Source organism: Glutamicibacter protophormiae (assembly GCF_016894325.1).
In the GTDB taxonomy this organism is placed as follows: Bacteria; Actinomycetota; Actinomycetes; order Actinomycetales; family Micrococcaceae; genus Glutamicibacter; species Glutamicibacter protophormiae.
The window spans coordinates 498,836-513,622 of sequence record NZ_CP069806.1; the positions used below are offsets into that span (position 1 = coordinate 498,836).

Consider the following 14,787-nt stretch of genomic DNA (forward strand, 5'->3'; position numbering starts at 1 on the left):
TGCAGATGAACCGGCAAAGATGACTGCGCAGCGCGGGACGAATGGCCCAAGGTCACAATCGGAGAACAGTTTTCACACGCCCGCGCAGGTGGGTGCAAAATCAACTAACTGTGAAAAGATGAAGTCATGGTTTTGGCACGATTGATTCTCGGGCTGCTGTGCTTGTCGCCGATGACCGGCTACGAGCTCAAGAAGCACTTTGATTCCTCTATTAACCACTTCTGGAATGCAGACAAGGCGCAGATTTACCGCACCTTGGCCCAGCTGGTGGACCAGGGGTACGCCACGGTGCGCACCGTCCCGCAATCGAACTACCCGGACCGGCAGGAACACCACATCACCGAGGCCGGCAGGGAAGTGCTGAACCAGTGGCTTTCCAGCGGGGCCGCCCGGTCCCCGGAGCGCGACCCGTTCATGGGGCAGGTCTTCTTCGCCGCGGAGCTGGAGCGGGATGGCATCGAGCAGCTGCTGATCGAACGCCGACAGGCTACCCAGTACGTGCTGGACGACTACCTTTCCCAGCGCGAGGGGATTGATATGCGTGCCGCCGCGGACCGCCGCAGCTTCCTCATGGCCGCGACCTTGGACCATGCAATCAGACAACAGGCCGCCGAGCTGGAATGGCTAGACGCAGTATTGGAGCATTTGCCATGACCTCTGCCAACGACCAGGGAAAGAACCAGACGCCCAAGCCGGCGCGGGATGCGACCGATTATCCCGAGATGCATCCCGCGCGCCGCAAGCCCGAGGACAGCGGCCCCGTGCAGACCCTGGTTTTCCTTCACGGGGGCAACGTGGGCAACTGGAGCTGGGATCCCCAGGTGCTGGCCTTCAGCGACTTCAACATCCTCACCCTGCACCTTCCCTCCTTCGGCGCCCGGTTCGAGGAAAAATGGGAAGGCCTGAACTCCGCGGCGGACGATGTCGCCGCGCTGATCGCGGACGAGGTGTCCGAAGGCGGCGTGCACTTGGTGGGCATGTCCCTGGGCGGAGTCATTGCCCTGCACGTGGCCGCGCGGCACCCGGAACTGGTTGATTCGGTGTTCGTCACCGGTGTGTCCGTCGCGCCGCCGGGAACCGCGGCGAAGGCGGTGCAGCGTATGCAGCTCAAGCTGATCGGCAGCGAGTGGTACTGGAAGTTCCAGGCCGGGGCCTACGGCATGGTGGACAATGAACGCGAGTTGTTCGCCGAGCACGGAGTCAAGCTCAAGCCGGAGAACATGCGTGCGGTCATGGGTGATCTTGACACCGGAGGGCTGCCGGCGGACCTGTCCGCATATTCCGGTCCGGTCCTGCTGCTGGCCGGCGCCAGTGAGCCGAAGTTCGTCCAGCGTTCCTTCCCGGCCATTGGCGAGGCCCTGCCGCAGGCGGCCATCCGCGTCGTGCCCGGCATGCACCACCAGTGGAACATCGAAAATCCGCTGCTGTTCAACTCGGTGCTGCGCCGCTGGATCACCGGACAGCAGCTGCACCAGGTGCTGCGCGAGCCGGTGGAGCCCAAGCTGCGCGGTGCCTCGTTCAAGCGCACCTCCACCCTGGAGGAAATCGACCCGCAGGATGCCGAAGATACCGCCGCCGATGCGGTTCCGGAAACGGTAGCCGAGGCCGGAAAGCCCGGTGCGGAAGCCAAGGCCAAGGGCTTCGCGGAGCGGCTGGATCCGCGCAAGCTGGACCCGAGAAAGCTCGACCTGAAGCACGCGCTGTCCAAGAAGCCCCCGGTGGCCAAGCGGCCCACCGACTCCGACGGCCCCGCCGCCGACTAGTTTTCCGGCAAACAGAACAGCCCGGACTGGACCCCCATATGGCCAGTCCGGGCTGTTCCGGTCTTAGTGGGCTTCGCGCCTTAGGCTGCGAGCCATACGTCCGGTCCGAAGACCTCGTAGTGGATGCGCTCGGCCGGAACACCGGCGGCCAGCGCCTGCGAGCGCACCGCGTGCATGAAAGGCAGCGGGCCGCAGAGGTAGACCTGGCTGTCGGCGGTCAGCGCCTCGGTGAGGTCCATGTAGCCGGCCTTGGCGTCCAGCCCCTCGGGCAGCTCGCCGCGCTCGAACCAGGTGCTGATCTTGGCGTTGGGCAGCTGGCCCAGCGATTCGAGCATCTGCTCGCGCAGCGGCCAGGAAGCGAATTCCTGGTCGGCGTGCAGCACGGTGATCTCGCGGGTGGAGCCCGCGGCGGCCAGGGTCTGCAGGGCCGCGGCGCTCGGGGTGCAGCCGATGCCGGCGGTGGCGATGACCAGCGGGGAGCCCTCGGTGTCGATGACCAGGTCGCCGTACGGGTTGGACAGCTCCACGACGTCCCCGACCTTCAGCGAGTTGTGCAGCACCGGGGTGAACTCGCCGTCCATGTCCAGCTTCACGGTGACGGTGCGGCGCGTGGTGGACTGGACGTCGTTGCTCAGGGTGAACTGGCGGACCTGGCGGATGCCGTCGGTCATCGGCATGCGCATGGAGACGAACTGCCCCGGCTTGGCGACGGTGGCGGCGGTGTCATCGGCTGGTTCGAAGCTGAAGCTGACCGAATCCGCGCCGGTCTCGGTGCGCTCGACGAGCTTCCAGTTGCTGTAGATGGTGGCATTGGCCTGCTGGGCGTAGAGGCCCTTTTCGATCTTGATCAGGGCCTGGGCCATCAGCCAGTACACCTCGGTCCAGGCGTCGGCGATTTCCGGGGTCAGCGCGTCGCCCAGGTCTTCGGCGATGGCTGCGAACAGGTGCTCATAGACGATTCCGTACTGCTCCTCGACGACGCCCAGCGAGGTGTGCTTGTGGGCGATGCGGGCCAGCATGGTCTCCGGGGTGGTTTCCGGGTTGTTCACCAGGTAGGTGGCGAAAACGGCGATGGAACCGGCCAGCGCCTGCTGCTGGGTTCCGTTCTTCTGGTTCGAGCGGGAGAACATGCCATCCAGCAGCTCCGGTCGGGCGGCGAACATGCGCTGGTAGAACTTCGGGGTGATGCTCGAAATTCGTTCTGCGATGATCGGCAGCGTTGCTTCAATGACCGGGCGGGACTGGGTGGACAGCATGGTGTATCTCCTCGGAGAGCGTCTGGTTTATCTTGCATTTGAAATGCAAGATTTATGCTTTAAGTTCTACGCGACGTAGAAACGAATTGCAAGTTGAGCTGCGCCACATCCGGAAAAGCAGGGTTTGACTGGTATTTTTGCGGCGAGGAAAAATTACGCGCTGCGTCGCACAGTGGGGAAGGGCAGCAAGGTGATGGCCGGCGAGGTCTCGCAGATCTCCTGCACGGTCAGCGGATCAAGGGCCGCGTAGAAGGCCTCGCGGGCCGCGCGCAGGGCGCCGCGCAGGCGGCAGCCGCCGGCCAGCGGGCAGTTGCCGCTCGCGTCGTGGTCGGTGCAGTCAACGACGTCTTCGCGCTTGTCCAGCGTGCGCAGCAGGGTGCCGACCGAGGTCTGCAGCCCGGTCTGGGTAATCGAGGCGCCGCCGTTGCGGCCGCGCACGACGTCCAGCACGCCCAGGGTGCGCAATTCCAGGACCGCCTTGGTGACGTGGTTATAGGGCACCGCAACCAGGTCCGCGATCTCTCGGCTGGTCAGCTGGCCCGCTCCGGGCGCGCCCAGCACCATGACGGTCCGCAGGCAGACATCGGCAAAGGCGCTGAGTTTCATGTTCTCCAGTCTACGACGACGCCCTCCGGCCGGTCAGCGGTGTAGCTCACTGTGCTGGGTGGCCGGAAGGCGTGGAAGTTGTCGCGGCAGGCGCCTCCCGTCGCGGGCGCGTGCTAGCGGGCGTTGGACCAGACGGCCTCCGCCGCTTCGGCGGCGGGATCCTCGAAGGTCCACTCGCCGCCCGGCTCGGCCGGCATCACGTAGGGCTGCACGATGGCCAGCGCGGCGCCGGCCTTGTGCTCGGCGACCACGTGGATGGCGTCCTGGTCGTTCTCCTGGAGCAGCACGTCGGAGGCGATGGCGATGGCCTCGAAGTGGGCTCCCTGCTGGCTGAGCACCTGAACCAGATCCGCGGCCATGGCCTCGGTGTCGATGTCGGCGTCCGGGTCCTCGGGGTCGTCGGTCGGCGGGACGGCAATCAGGCGCAGCTCGCCCTCGTCGGAACCGTCCTGCGGCTCCAGGCCGATGGCGAAGGGCAGGAAAACGCCCTGCTCTTCCAGCTGCTCGCGGGCCACGCCCAGCGCGGTGCTCAGCACCTTGTTCAGCGCGTCCTTGACGCCCTCGTCCAGTGATTCGAAGTTCATGGCTTTCCCCTAGTCGGTTGGCTGTTCTTGGCGCACGATCGCCAGTACGGCGTCGCGGATCGGTTCGATGACTTCTGCGCTCGCACCCTCGCCGTTGAAGCGCAGGTACGGTTCGGTGTTCGACGGGCGCAGGTTGATCCACCAGCTGCCGTCGGCGGCCGCGATGGTGGTGCCGTCCATGGTGAAGATCTCGACGGGCTGGCCCTCGAAGTGGGCCACGACCCGGGCGGTCGCCCCGGCCTTGTCCTGGACTTCGGAGTTGATCTCCCCGGTGGCGACGTAGGGCTCGTACTCGGCGCCCAGCTCGGAGAGCGGCAGCTCCTGCCCGCCCAGCGCGGCCAGCACGTGCATGGCGGCCAGCATGCCGGTGTCGGCATTGTAGAAGTCGCGGAAGTAGTAGTGCGCGGAGTGCTCGCCGCCGAAGGCCGCGCCCTGGGTGGCCATCTCCGCCTTGATGAAGGAGTGCCCCACGCGGGTCATCACCGGGGTGCCGCCGGCGCGGGTGACGAACTCAGGCACGGCCTTGGAGGTGATCAGGTTGTGGATGACCACCGGGCTTGCCTCGCCGGCCGCCTGCACGCGGGCGATCTCCCTCACGGCCACCAGCGCGGTGATCGCCGAGGGGGACAGCGGCAGGCCGCGCTCGTCGATGACGAAGCAGCGGTCCGCGTCCCCGTCGAAGGCCAGGCCCAGGTCCGCTCCGTGCTCCAGCACCGCGGCCTGCAGGTCCCTGAGGTTCTCCGGCTCCAGCGGGTTGGCCGGGTGGTTCGGGAAGGTGCCGTCCAGCTCGAAGTACAGCGGCACGATGTCCAGCGGCAGGCCCGGAAGCACCGCGTCGCCGAGCACCGCCGGGGTGGTCAGCCCGCCCATGCCGTTGCCGGCGTCCACCACGATCTTCAGCGGGCGGATGGCGGACAGGTCGACCAGGCTGCGCAGGTAGCCGGAGTAGTCGGCCAGCACGTCGCGGCGGGCGACAGAGCCCTGCGGGGCGTCCCCGGAGACCGGCAGCCCCTCGTCAAGGTACTGCTGGGCCAGGTCGCGGATCTCGAACAGCCCGGTGTCCGAGGAAATCGGCAGCGCGCCGGCCTTGGACATCTTGATGCCGTTGTACTGGGCCGGGTTGTGGCTCGCGGTGAAGACGACGCCGGCGGCATCCAGCTGGCCGGAGGCGAAGTAGAGTTCGTCGGTGGAGATCTGCCCCAGCATCACCACGTTGGCTCCACGGTAGGTCGCGCCGCGCGCGAAGGCCTCGGAGAACTCCGCGGAGGACGGGCGCATGTCGCCGCCCACCAGCACGGTGTCCCCGGACAACCCCAGGATGTCGACGAAGGCCGCGCCGATGGCCTCCACTGCTTCGGCGTTCAGCGACTGTCCGACGATGCCGCGCACGTCGTAGGCCTTGAAGCTCTGGCTCAGGTCAATTTCTTCACTCACAGGATTCAGCCTACCGGCTGGAGCGGCGCGCGGGCCGGTGGATGACGCCGTGGACCATGGGAAATGCCTTACATTCCAGGCGCGCGCCGGGCCGCGGATCCCCAGCGCGGGTGCGGTGCGGGCAATTCGTGGGTTGGAACTGAAATACTGGTGCCATGGATGCCTCACTGCACTCGGACCTGCTGACCTCCGCCACGGCCAAGCTGCGCGCCCTGGTGCGCAACCCGGACGCGCAGTTCCACGACGGCCAGTTCGAAGCGATCAGCGCGCTGGTCGCCCAGCGCCGCCGCGCCCTGGTGGTGCAGCGCACCGGCTGGGGCAAGTCCGCGGTGTACTTCATCGCCTCGCTGCTGCTGCGCGAGCAGGGCTACGGGCCGACGCTGATCGTCTCCCCGCTGTTGGCGCTGATGCGCGACCAGGTGGCCGCCGCCGAACGCGCCGGCGTGCGCGCCGCGGCCATCAACTCCGCGAATGTGCTGGAGTGGCGCGAAATCCTGGACAAGCTGCAGCGCGACGAGATCGACGTGCTGCTGGTTTCCCCGGAACGGCTGAACAACCCCTCCTTCCGCGAACAGCAGCTGCCGATGCTGCTGAACCGGCTGGGCCTGCTGGTGATCGACGAGGCGCACTGCATCTCCGACTGGGGGCACGACTTCCGCCCCGATTACCGCCGCATCCGCGACCTGATCAACCGGCTGCCGGCCGGGCTGCCGGTGCTGGCGACCACCGCGACGGCCAACTCCCGCGTGGTGGAGGACGTGGCCGAGCAGCTGGCCGGGGGAGCGGGCGACGTGTTCACCCTGCGCGGCACGCTGGCCCGCGACTCGCTGCGCCTGGGGGTGCTGCGCCTGCCCTCGCCGCGCATGCAGCTGGCCTGGCTGCTGAGCCACATCGAGGACTTCACCGGTTCGGGCATCATCTACACGCTGACGGTCTCCGCGGCGGAGGACATCGCCCGGATGCTGCGCGAAGCCGGCCACCAGGTGGCCGCCTACACCGGCCGCACCGATCTGGAAGAGCGCGAGCGGCTGGAACAGGCCTTGAAGGCCAACGAGGTCAAGGCCCTGATCGCCACCAGCGCGCTGGGCATGGGATTCGACAAGCCGGACCTGGGGTTCGTCATCCACATCGGCGCGCCCAGCTCGCCGGTGGCCTACTACCAGCAGGTCGGCCGCGCCGGCCGCGGCAGCATCAACGCCGACGTGCTGCTGCTGCCGGGCGCCGACGATGCGGAGATCTGGGAGTACTTCGCCACCAGCTCCATGCCTGACCAGGTGCGCGCCACCGCGGTGCTGGAGGCGCTGGGCCAGGCCGACGGCGCGATGAGCGTGCCGGCGCTGGAAAGCGCGGTGAACCTGCGCCGCTCGCCGCTGGAACTGCTGCTGAAGGTGCTGGCCGTGGACGGCGCCGTGGAACGCGTGGCCGGCGGCTGGATGCGCACCGACCTGCCCTGGTCCTATGATGCGGACCGCTACAAGCGCGTGGCCGCGAGCCGCGTGCACGAGCAGCGGCTCATGATCGACTATGAGAACACCCGCGGCTGCCGCATGGAGTTCCTGACTACGTCCCTGGACGATCCGCGCTCCGCGCCGTGCGGACGCTGCGACAACTGCGCCGGCGCCTGGTACGACGACCATATTCCCGAGGAATCCAAGGACAACGCGCAAAACGCGCTGGGCCGCGCCGGGGTGAGCATCGAGCCGCGCAAGCTCTACCCGTCGGGGCTGAACCGTCTGGGTCACACGCTCAAGGGCAAGATCCCGGAGGACGAGCAGGTCTCGATCGGCCGGGCGCTGGCCCGACTGACCGACCTGGGCTGGGGCAACAGGCTGCGCCAGCTCTTCGCCGATCCCGCCGACCACCCGATCGACAAGGCCATGTTCGAGGCCTGCATCAAGGTGCTGTCGGAATGGAATTGGGACCAGCGCCCGGTGGGGGTGGTGGCCATGCCGTCCTCAACCCGCCCGCAGCTGGTCACCTCTCTCGCCCAGCAGCTGGCCTCCGTGGGGCGCTTGAGGTACCTGGGCCAGCTGGAGTATCGCGGGATGCCGCCGCAGAACGGCCCGGGCGGGAACTCGGCCTTCCGCGTCGCGGCGGTGGCCGATGCCTTTGAGATCCCGGAGCCGCTGGAAGCGCTGCTGGCCGATGCGCCGGGCCCGGTCATGCTGGTTGACGACCTGACCGATTCGCGATGGTCGCTGGCCATGGCCGGCAGGGCTTTGCGCATCGCCGGGGCTCCCGGTGTTTTGCCTTTCACTTTGGGAATCGCTGGGTAAATGTTCAGTTAAACGAAGTACGCTGGATGTATGGATTTTTTCATCTGGCTCATCGTCGTCATCGCCGTGATTGGCCTGGGCTACCTCGGACTGCAGTCGCTTCGCAAGAAGAACTCCGCGGAAGTTGCCCAGGCGGTGACGCGTGAGGCCGCGCAGGCCGCCAACGCGAAATTGGACGATGCCTCGCGCAACGCCATCTATCGCAACCTTGCCAAGGGCGATGTCATGGGCGCGGTGCAGAACTACCGTGCGGTCACCGGAGACACGGTGAAGAACTGCGTTATCGCGGTGCGCAGCCTCGACAAGTATCCGCAGACCGCCCCTGCCAAGGAGCTTCCCGTCAGCGAGGAAGAAATCCAGGCGCTGCGCGAAAAGCTTGAAGCGCAGACCGCCATCGACGAGGGAACCCCGGCCGCGGATTCCAAGGACGCCGAAGTGCTGCCGGTGGCTGGCCCCGTGCCTTCCGAGGATTCCTGGGTGATCCCGCAGGAATGGCATGAACAGTTCGGCTCCGAGTCGGAGCCAAGCGCCACCCACTTCAAGATGGCGTTCGAAGTCGACGGCGAGAAGCGGGAATTCTCCAGCGAGCAGCTGCCTCCCAACGAATACGACCAGCTGTTCTCCATGCTGCGCGACTCGAACTTCTCCGGCGCGGCAAGCGTCCTGCACGGCTACACGGGGCTTCCGCTGGAAGACCTGGAACGGATGATCGCTTCCTCGCCGATGTCCGGAGACAACATCCAGGGCAATGTGGCGGACTTCCGTTTTGAGGGCCAGGGTCCCGACGGACCGGTGCACTTCGACGCGGCTGATCTTCCTGAATCCGAACGCGAAGCGCTGTTCGACGCGATCTCCGACAACGACCTGCAGGGCATGACGGACATCATCGCCCGCCATACCTCGCTGCCCGAAGATATCGTGCAGAACATGCTGCGCACCTTCGTCAAGCGCCAGGACTAGCGCCAGCCTCGCACTGCTGGGAGATCCATGAACGTCCGGGGCGCGCCATTGTGCCGGCGGACATGACTCATTAGTCTGTATTCCACATTTCTCTGCAACGAGTTGTGGAAGGGGGAGCGACCATGTCAGACGAGAAGGAGAACGGTTCCCAGCCGGGCGAGCCGAACGGCGACGACGCACTGCGCAATGAATTGCTCAATGCAGAAGCCGCCAAGAAGCTCAAGCAGGCCGAGGACCAGGTCAAGGAGACCGCCCACGACGTTGAACGCAATCTCAAATAGCTGGTGCTTCGCCAAAACCCCGGGTTTCAGCCCGGGGTTTTCGCGTAGTTGGCGGTGGTGCGCCGCAGGCCGGCGAGGTTGTGAAACCGCCGTGTGGCAAATCCCCTGAAGCGTTCCGAGCAGCTGATTTCTTCAAGCAAATAAGCTTTAAATGCACCTACCCAGCGTACGAGACCCGGCACTACCTAGTTTGCCTTTGGGAACTACCTAGTTTTAGCGATTTGGTCGATATTCCTTGCCTCGGCGCGAAATGAACGGTAATCTCAGAAGTGCGTTAAGCGGTTGACTGGACATTATGGGGATGCTTCTGGTTGCTGGAGCACTTGGTTGGGGGACCGGGTGTTCACCGTGTAGGCCCCGCGGGATTCTCAAGGATTCCGCGGGGCTTAACCATTTAAGTCGGAGAATGCCCTGGATGCGCCGAGGCGCCGCGCCTCCGAAGCCGGGCCAGGGCCTTCGGGCAGAAGCTAGTTAAAAGTAAAACCCCCTAGTCACCTAGGGGGTTTTCGGCGGACACGGGGGGATTTGAACCCCACCCCAAAATCGGCTCGGAATCCGATTCTAGCCCGGAATCATGCGGATATTCAAGCGTTGACCCGGTTTCAAGAACAGCACTAAACAGCACTTGGAAACACTCTGAAATGCTAGGCATCCCCCCAATGGGGGGAGGTTTTCGTGTCACGCGGTGGCCAACTGTCGGCATCTCGTTATAGGCTTGTCGCAACCTCTCATTCGAACATATTTTCGACTAAGTTAGGAACAGTAGTGCCTCAGAGCATCGACCAGACCAACGAGAAAAGCGCCACCGTTTTCACGATGACGCTTTCCCGCCTAACCGCAACTGATGTTGCAGCGCTTTCGCTAGTTACCGGACTCTGCCCCGGTGAACTCTTCGATAGCCTTTCGAAGCACTTCGCCAGGATCCAGATTTAGTTCCTTGCAGATTAGTGCGAAGAGCGGAGCCGGGATGTCGCGCTTGCCGTTGATGTATCGGCTAAGTGAAACCAGTTTGATTCCGGTTCGTTCTGCCAGTTCTTTGACTGGCATTCCAGTTCGACCGCCCGTGACGTCTTGAAGCTGCTGGGCAATCGACTGGGATAGTGGGTTATTTATGTCCATATGGACACTATAGCACCAATTTGGACGTGAGCGCGTCCAGATTGGTGCTTTTTCAATTTATGTCCAAATGGGCTTGCGTGCGTCCAAATGGACGTGTACAGTCATAACCATGAACAACGAAATCGCAGAAAAGATTGCCAACGCAATCAACCGCACAGACGGAGCAACCCGATCCAGCACTGCGCTCGCATCAGGCATCGCCCGCAACACGTTCACCCGCAAGATGAACGGAGGCGGCGTAGACTTCACGGCCTACGAAATCGCCCGCATCGCAATCGCACTCAACATCCACCCAGCAGAACTCCTACCAAAGGAGTTCAAGAGCAAGAACGCTCACAAGGACGCGGCATGACACGACGCACCGCATCCTACGCAACAACTGAAGACCTCGCCGCAGAGTACAACATCAAACCGATCACAGTACAGCGACGAGCAGCAGACGGAACCTGGCCAGCCGGCAAAGTAGGGAACCGATACAGGTTCTCCCCGGAGCAGCAGGAAGAAATCCGCCAGATAGTCCTCGGCAACCGGGGCGACAGGTTCGACAAGAACCGCATCGCGGAAGCACTCCGCAAAATCGCCTAATCAGGCATCACACCACCCTTTGTATTACTTCCCCTTGGGTTCGTCCCTTGGAGTAAGGACTAATTGTCATGCCCAAAATCAGTTTGGCTTTCATGGAGAACAAGGCTCGTGAAGCTGTCCCAGAGCTTCCCCGCAGCGCTTATAAGAAGCTAGGGAAGGTCGCCTACAAGAGGTTCCAGGCTTTCACGTACGAGCCGTCTGAGGCTGAGGTGCTGGAACTTTTCCGCACGATTGTTTACGCCGACCCTACCGGCGATACAGCGGTACGCCACCTAACCAACCCTGCCGAGTGCGACCACCACGCATCAGTAACCCGACGACTAGGAGCAGCAGCATGAGTAAGCACGTTGATATTGATCAGTTGGAACGCGATATGGGCGATGCGTCCAGTGAGTACGTGATGATTCATCACGACGAGCTGATGAACCTTATCCAGCGGGTCAGGTCTGGGGAGCAGTTCAAGCGCCGTATTGATGAGTTTGAGGAATGGTACCGGTCGGTGCCGTTTCATGGCGAAGGGTGGTCGGCGTGAATCCGTTGGAGATGCGTGTCATTGATATTCAGGCTGACCAGTTGGAAGCAGTGCTTGGGGGCCTGCTTCCTGCTGAGTGGCCTGTTGACGGCGACACCCCAGAACTACAGAACAAATAAGAAAAGGCCACTAGTTCGCAGCTAGTGGCCTTCCGTTTACCCCGAAAGGTAATCAAATGAATAACAACAGTGTACAGCCGTTTGAGTTTGACGGCGCGGAGGTTCGCACGATCCTGATTGACGATGAGCCATGGTTCGTCGCTTCGGACATCGCGAAGATCCTCGGATACCGCGACGCGTCAAACATGGCCCGACGTTTGGATGACGACGACAAGGGTACTCGCTCAGTGAGTACCCCCTCCGGTGAACAGCAGATGACGGTTATTACCGAACCTGGCCTTTACGTCGCGGTTCTCGGGTCGCGTGTTGAGGGCGCTAAGAAGTTCAAGCGTTGGGTGACTCGTGAAGTGTTGCCGGCTATTCGCAAGACGGGCTCTTATGGTGTGGCTAAGCCTGCTGAGCTGACTCGTTCGGATCTTGCCCGGATGGTGCTGGAAGCAGAGAACGAGAAGCTGGCACTGAGTTCCAAGCTTGAAGCAATCCAGCCTAAGGCGGATTACGTGGACACGTTCGTTGCTGACGAAGATCTGATTACGTTCCGCACGCTGGCTTCTGACCTTGGTGTTGGTGAGCGTGATCTGCGGGATGCGCTGATTTATTGCGGTTGGATCTACTCGCAGACTAAGTCGCGCTGGTCGAACACTAAAGAGAAGCTGGTGCCGGTCACCAGGTATTCGGCGATGGCGGACAAGAAGCACTACTTCCAAGCTGTCCTGAACCATGACGTGCCCCGTTTTGGTGGCGAGGTCATGCACACGTTGAAGGTTACTGCGCCGGGTGCTGGTGCTGTGACGAAGCTGGTCAACCGTCTGGCTACTCAGTATGGGTCGTTTGCTGACTCGATCATTCCGCTTGAAACCCGTTACAACGAACGAAAGGCGTCCTAATGCGTGTCCCTAGTTGGCTTGAGAAAGTTTGCCAGAAGGTCGTTGACAAGTATGACGATCAGAACGAGCTCAAGAGTCGTTCGCAGGCTTTCAGTGAGCTTGTGAAGACTGACCTTGAGTTGATGCATTTGAAGTTTGATTTGCATGCTCATGGGTTGCATCCGGATGACGTGACTGGTGAGACGTTGCGGGCGGCTTTGGTGGAGATGCGTGATTACTACGATGGTCGTCCGGTTAGTGCGCTTCGGGTGGTTTCGGAGCGTGATGGCCTTGGATGAGCCGATGTCTTTCCGTGACAACGTTTGTGTTGTTGTTGTCGGTGTTGTTTGTGCTGGCGGTTTCGTAGCCCTGATCAATGTGGTCGGGGCTTTACTCATGCTCACAGTAGGGAAAATCTGATGGAACTAAACGAACTACGCAAGACCGCCGAAGCACCCGGCGTCAGGCCCGGTCCGTGGCACGTGTACGACCGAGGGATCGGTTATGAAGTGCACGACGAGAACGACTACGAGCTAACCGGAGGGATGCGCGAGACGTTCGACAAGCCCGACGCCGAGTTCATTGCCACGTTTGACCCGCCGACCGTGCTGGCCCTCCTGTCCCGCCTCGAACAGGCTGAACAGGCCGTCGCAAGAGTGCGGGAGGTGGCAGCCGAGTATCGCCCATCCATCCCGGAAGAAGTCCTGCATGAAGTCATGAAGGACATCCTCCGCGCCCTGGATGGTGATGGGCGTGGCTGAGTTCGAGGAATTGAAGCGGTTGCCTTTCATTATCGACCAGCTAGAGGCGATCCAAGAACTGCACAGGCCGGTTTATGAGGGCGCTGAGGCTGTTGGTTGCTGGCGGTGCGACTGGGAGCAGGACGGCCAGTGGCCATGCAGAACCCGCCGGTTGGCTGACGACGCGCTCGGAGGTGGCCAGCATGGGTGAGTACCGATGGAAAGTCGCCTGCATCAATTGGAGCCAACCCGGCGTGCCGAAAGCTCTTGCATATCTGGTCGACAAAGACGGCTACTCAGTGTTCGGCAGAGTATTCCCCACCCACACCGAAGCCATCCGTTACGCCGACCATCACGCCCGCACCACCAAGAACGGAGACGCGTGATGACACGGCTTATTGAGACAGCTACGGGCGCGCAGATACTTCCGCCAGTGCAAGACCCCCGGAGGCTAACCAGCGCTTTGGAAGCCGCCCATGCTTCGTCTGACGCTGACCTACGCCATACCAGCAGCACACATATGGCAATCGCAAAAAGACTACACATCGAAAGAGATAACAATGAGTAACCTTCCTGGCAACCCGTTTGCGGAACGTGCTGAAAAGGCGGATTACCGGAGCCTCACGCCCGCCACTTTGGCGCTCGCGTACGAGCAGCGCCTGGCCACCCTCGCAACGCTGTTCAACACCCCCGACAACAGCGCGATCCCCGGAGTGGACTACGCCGAAGCCGCACGACAGCTTTCCGAGGGACTGGGAATGAGGGCAGAGAAGTGAGTGAACTGCATCCGGTCATCGCCGGTTACATCGACGGCCTGAAAACCTCCATCGATCGCCTGAGCCTCGACTATGAGGGAAACGAGTTCGCCAAGGGGTATCGGACGGCTCTCGATGACATTGCTGATTACGTCGATGAAGTTGAAGGCGGCCTGATCGAGAGCCGAGCAGTTGAAGCATCAGAATGCAGACGAACTAAGGAGACCCCCAATGCCTGATACCCCACTAAACCCGGACGGCGTACTGCACGCTATGGACACGCTCATGGCCGAGACTGACACTGACGAACGCGCAACCGAATGGGCGCACAAGGTCACTACTCGCGTGCTTGAGGGGTACTTCGCCGTCGCCCAGCCGGTAGCTCAGAAGCTTACCGATGCGGAGTGGCAGGCGTTCCAAGCTATCCCGGATCAGGGTTACTCGCACCGCGCATGGGTGGACGCACGTATCGCAGAACGCGTCGCCGTCGCCCAGCCGGAAGTGAACAGCGTGGAAGAACTCGACCAGTTGCCTCACGAGACAGTTATCCGAGACAGCAAAGATCTTGTTTTCGAGAGGATCGCACTTCCCGGCCAAGAACCTGAGTGGTGGAGCACAACAGAATTTCTCAACGAAACCGAAGTCTCCCTCCCAGCCCGTGTGCTGTACCGCCCGGAGGTGAAGCCATGACCACCCATAAGACCAGATCCTTTGAACGCCCTAAATTGCCTGTGTTCCAAGCGTCCTGCCCGTGTGGTTGGGTAGGCCGCGAATGGTCGTTTGAAGCACCAGTACGGGAAGAACAAACCGAACACAGGTGCGAACAATGAGCCGCTACCCACACCCCTACGAACAGCATTGCGAACCGGACGGTTCATGTGGATGCTGTGAACCTTTAGACCTCGAAAACT

21 protein-coding genes are annotated in these 14,787 nt (G+C 62.5%); 16 read left to right on the plus strand and 5 right to left on the minus strand.

The window, feature by feature from the left end:
* Positions 1-126 precede the first annotated feature (126 nt).
* Entirely contained in the window at positions 127-654 is a 528-nt protein-coding gene (locus tag JQN66_RS02415) for a PadR family transcriptional regulator (protein WP_188949513.1), read from the plus strand.
* Positions 651-1,763, plus strand: a complete 1,113-nt coding sequence (locus tag JQN66_RS02420) for an alpha/beta fold hydrolase (protein WP_204676505.1) — start codon at positions 651-653, stop codon at positions 1,761-1,763. Before JQN66_RS02415 ends, JQN66_RS02420 begins: the two co-directional genes overlap by 4 nt.
* A gap of 80 nt (positions 1,764-1,843) precedes the next feature.
* Here the strand turns inward: JQN66_RS02420 and JQN66_RS02425 are convergent, their stop codons facing one another.
* From JQN66_RS02425 to JQN66_RS02440, 4 genes are all read right to left on the minus strand, one after another.
* Positions 1,844-3,019 carry a globin domain-containing protein gene (locus tag JQN66_RS02425; RefSeq protein WP_204676506.1) on the minus strand — a complete coding sequence of 392 codons (1,176 nt, stop codon included), beginning with the start codon at positions 3,017-3,019 and terminating at the stop codon, positions 1,844-1,846.
* Positions 3,020-3,172: 153 nt separating this feature from the next.
* Positions 3,173-3,625: an RrF2 family transcriptional regulator gene (locus tag JQN66_RS02430; RefSeq protein WP_188949506.1), complete on the minus strand. Its 453-nt coding sequence runs from the start codon at positions 3,623-3,625 to the stop codon at positions 3,173-3,175.
* Between the two features lie 113 nt (positions 3,626-3,738).
* The gene (locus tag JQN66_RS02435; protein ID WP_188949505.1) at positions 3,739-4,209 is read right to left on the minus strand and encodes a hypothetical protein; all 471 of its coding nucleotides are present in this window, start codon (positions 4,207-4,209) and stop codon (positions 3,739-3,741) included.
* A 9-nt stretch (positions 4,210-4,218) separates the two neighbouring features.
* Positions 4,219-5,652 carry a phosphomannomutase/phosphoglucomutase gene (locus JQN66_RS02440; protein ID WP_420870951.1) on the minus strand — a complete coding sequence of 478 codons (1,434 nt, stop codon included), beginning with the start codon at positions 5,650-5,652 and terminating at the stop codon, positions 4,219-4,221.
* Between the two features lie 146 nt (positions 5,653-5,798).
* Between JQN66_RS02440 and JQN66_RS02445 the strand changes: the two genes are divergently transcribed.
* The 4 genes from JQN66_RS02445 (at position 5,799) to JQN66_RS02460 (ending at position 10,093) form a co-directional block, all read left to right on the plus strand.
* Positions 5,799-7,919, plus strand: a complete 2,121-nt coding sequence (locus JQN66_RS02445) for a RecQ family ATP-dependent DNA helicase (RefSeq protein WP_204676508.1) — start codon at positions 5,799-5,801, stop codon at positions 7,917-7,919.
* Positions 7,920-7,949: 30 nt separating this feature from the next.
* Positions 7,950-8,879, plus strand: coding sequence for a hypothetical protein (locus JQN66_RS02450; RefSeq protein ID WP_204676509.1), 930 nt, complete (start codon positions 7,950-7,952; stop codon positions 8,877-8,879).
* Between the two features lie 122 nt (positions 8,880-9,001).
* Positions 9,002-9,160, plus strand: a complete 159-nt coding sequence (locus tag JQN66_RS02455; RefSeq protein ID WP_188949497.1) for a hypothetical protein — start codon at positions 9,002-9,004, stop codon at positions 9,158-9,160.
* A gap of 765 nt (positions 9,161-9,925) precedes the next feature.
* Positions 9,926-10,093, plus strand: coding sequence for a hypothetical protein (locus JQN66_RS02460; RefSeq protein ID WP_204677693.1), 168 nt, complete (start codon positions 9,926-9,928; stop codon positions 10,091-10,093).
* On the opposite strand, the gene JQN66_RS18695 is transcribed toward JQN66_RS02460, so the two are convergent.
* Positions 10,022-10,279: a helix-turn-helix domain-containing protein gene (locus JQN66_RS18695; RefSeq protein ID WP_204676510.1), complete on the minus strand. Its 258-nt coding sequence runs from the start codon at positions 10,277-10,279 to the stop codon at positions 10,022-10,024. The genes JQN66_RS02460 and JQN66_RS18695 overlap by 72 nt on opposite strands.
* A gap of 109 nt (positions 10,280-10,388) precedes the next feature.
* Here JQN66_RS18695 and JQN66_RS02470 point away from each other — a divergent pair, with 109 nt between their 5' ends.
* From JQN66_RS02470 to JQN66_RS02515, 10 genes are all read left to right on the plus strand, one after another.
* A complete protein-coding gene (locus JQN66_RS02470; RefSeq protein ID WP_204676511.1) occupies positions 10,389-10,631 on the plus strand; it encodes a helix-turn-helix domain-containing protein in 243 nt (80 codons plus the stop codon).
* Positions 10,628-10,864: a MerR family transcriptional regulator gene (locus JQN66_RS02475; RefSeq protein WP_204676512.1), complete on the plus strand. Its 237-nt coding sequence runs from the start codon at positions 10,628-10,630 to the stop codon at positions 10,862-10,864. Before JQN66_RS02470 ends, JQN66_RS02475 begins: the two co-directional genes overlap by 4 nt.
* A gap of 334 nt (positions 10,865-11,198) precedes the next feature.
* Positions 11,199-11,396: a hypothetical protein gene (locus tag JQN66_RS02480; RefSeq protein ID WP_204676513.1), complete on the plus strand. Its 198-nt coding sequence runs from the start codon at positions 11,199-11,201 to the stop codon at positions 11,394-11,396.
* 175 nt (positions 11,397-11,571) lie between these two features.
* Positions 11,572-12,402 (plus strand): phage antirepressor, encoded by an 831-nt coding sequence (locus JQN66_RS02485; RefSeq protein ID WP_204676514.1) that lies wholly within the window; start codon positions 11,572-11,574, stop codon positions 12,400-12,402.
* Positions 12,402-12,680, plus strand: a complete 279-nt coding sequence (locus JQN66_RS02490) for a hypothetical protein (protein WP_204676515.1) — start codon at positions 12,402-12,404, stop codon at positions 12,678-12,680. Before JQN66_RS02485 ends, JQN66_RS02490 begins: the two co-directional genes overlap by 1 nt.
* 120 nt (positions 12,681-12,800) lie before the next feature.
* Entirely contained in the window at positions 12,801-13,142 is a 342-nt protein-coding gene (locus JQN66_RS02495; RefSeq protein WP_204676516.1) for an ead/Ea22-like family protein, read from the plus strand.
* 182 nt (positions 13,143-13,324) lie between these two features.
* The gene (locus JQN66_RS02500) at positions 13,325-13,507 is read left to right on the plus strand and encodes a hypothetical protein (protein ID WP_204676517.1); all 183 of its coding nucleotides are present in this window, start codon (positions 13,325-13,327) and stop codon (positions 13,505-13,507) included.
* A 90-nt stretch (positions 13,508-13,597) separates the two neighbouring features.
* Complete coding sequence (locus tag JQN66_RS02505) at positions 13,598-13,897, plus strand: hypothetical protein (RefSeq protein ID WP_204676518.1); 300 nt, start codon at positions 13,598-13,600, stop codon at positions 13,895-13,897.
* Positions 13,894-14,115, plus strand: a complete 222-nt coding sequence (locus JQN66_RS02510) for a hypothetical protein (protein WP_204676519.1) — start codon at positions 13,894-13,896, stop codon at positions 14,113-14,115. The genes JQN66_RS02505 and JQN66_RS02510 overlap by 4 nt, the downstream gene beginning before the upstream one ends.
* A complete protein-coding gene (locus tag JQN66_RS02515) occupies positions 14,108-14,566 on the plus strand; it encodes a hypothetical protein (RefSeq protein ID WP_204676520.1) in 459 nt (152 codons plus the stop codon). Before JQN66_RS02510 ends, JQN66_RS02515 begins: the two co-directional genes overlap by 8 nt.
* Positions 14,567-14,787 lie beyond the last annotated feature (221 nt).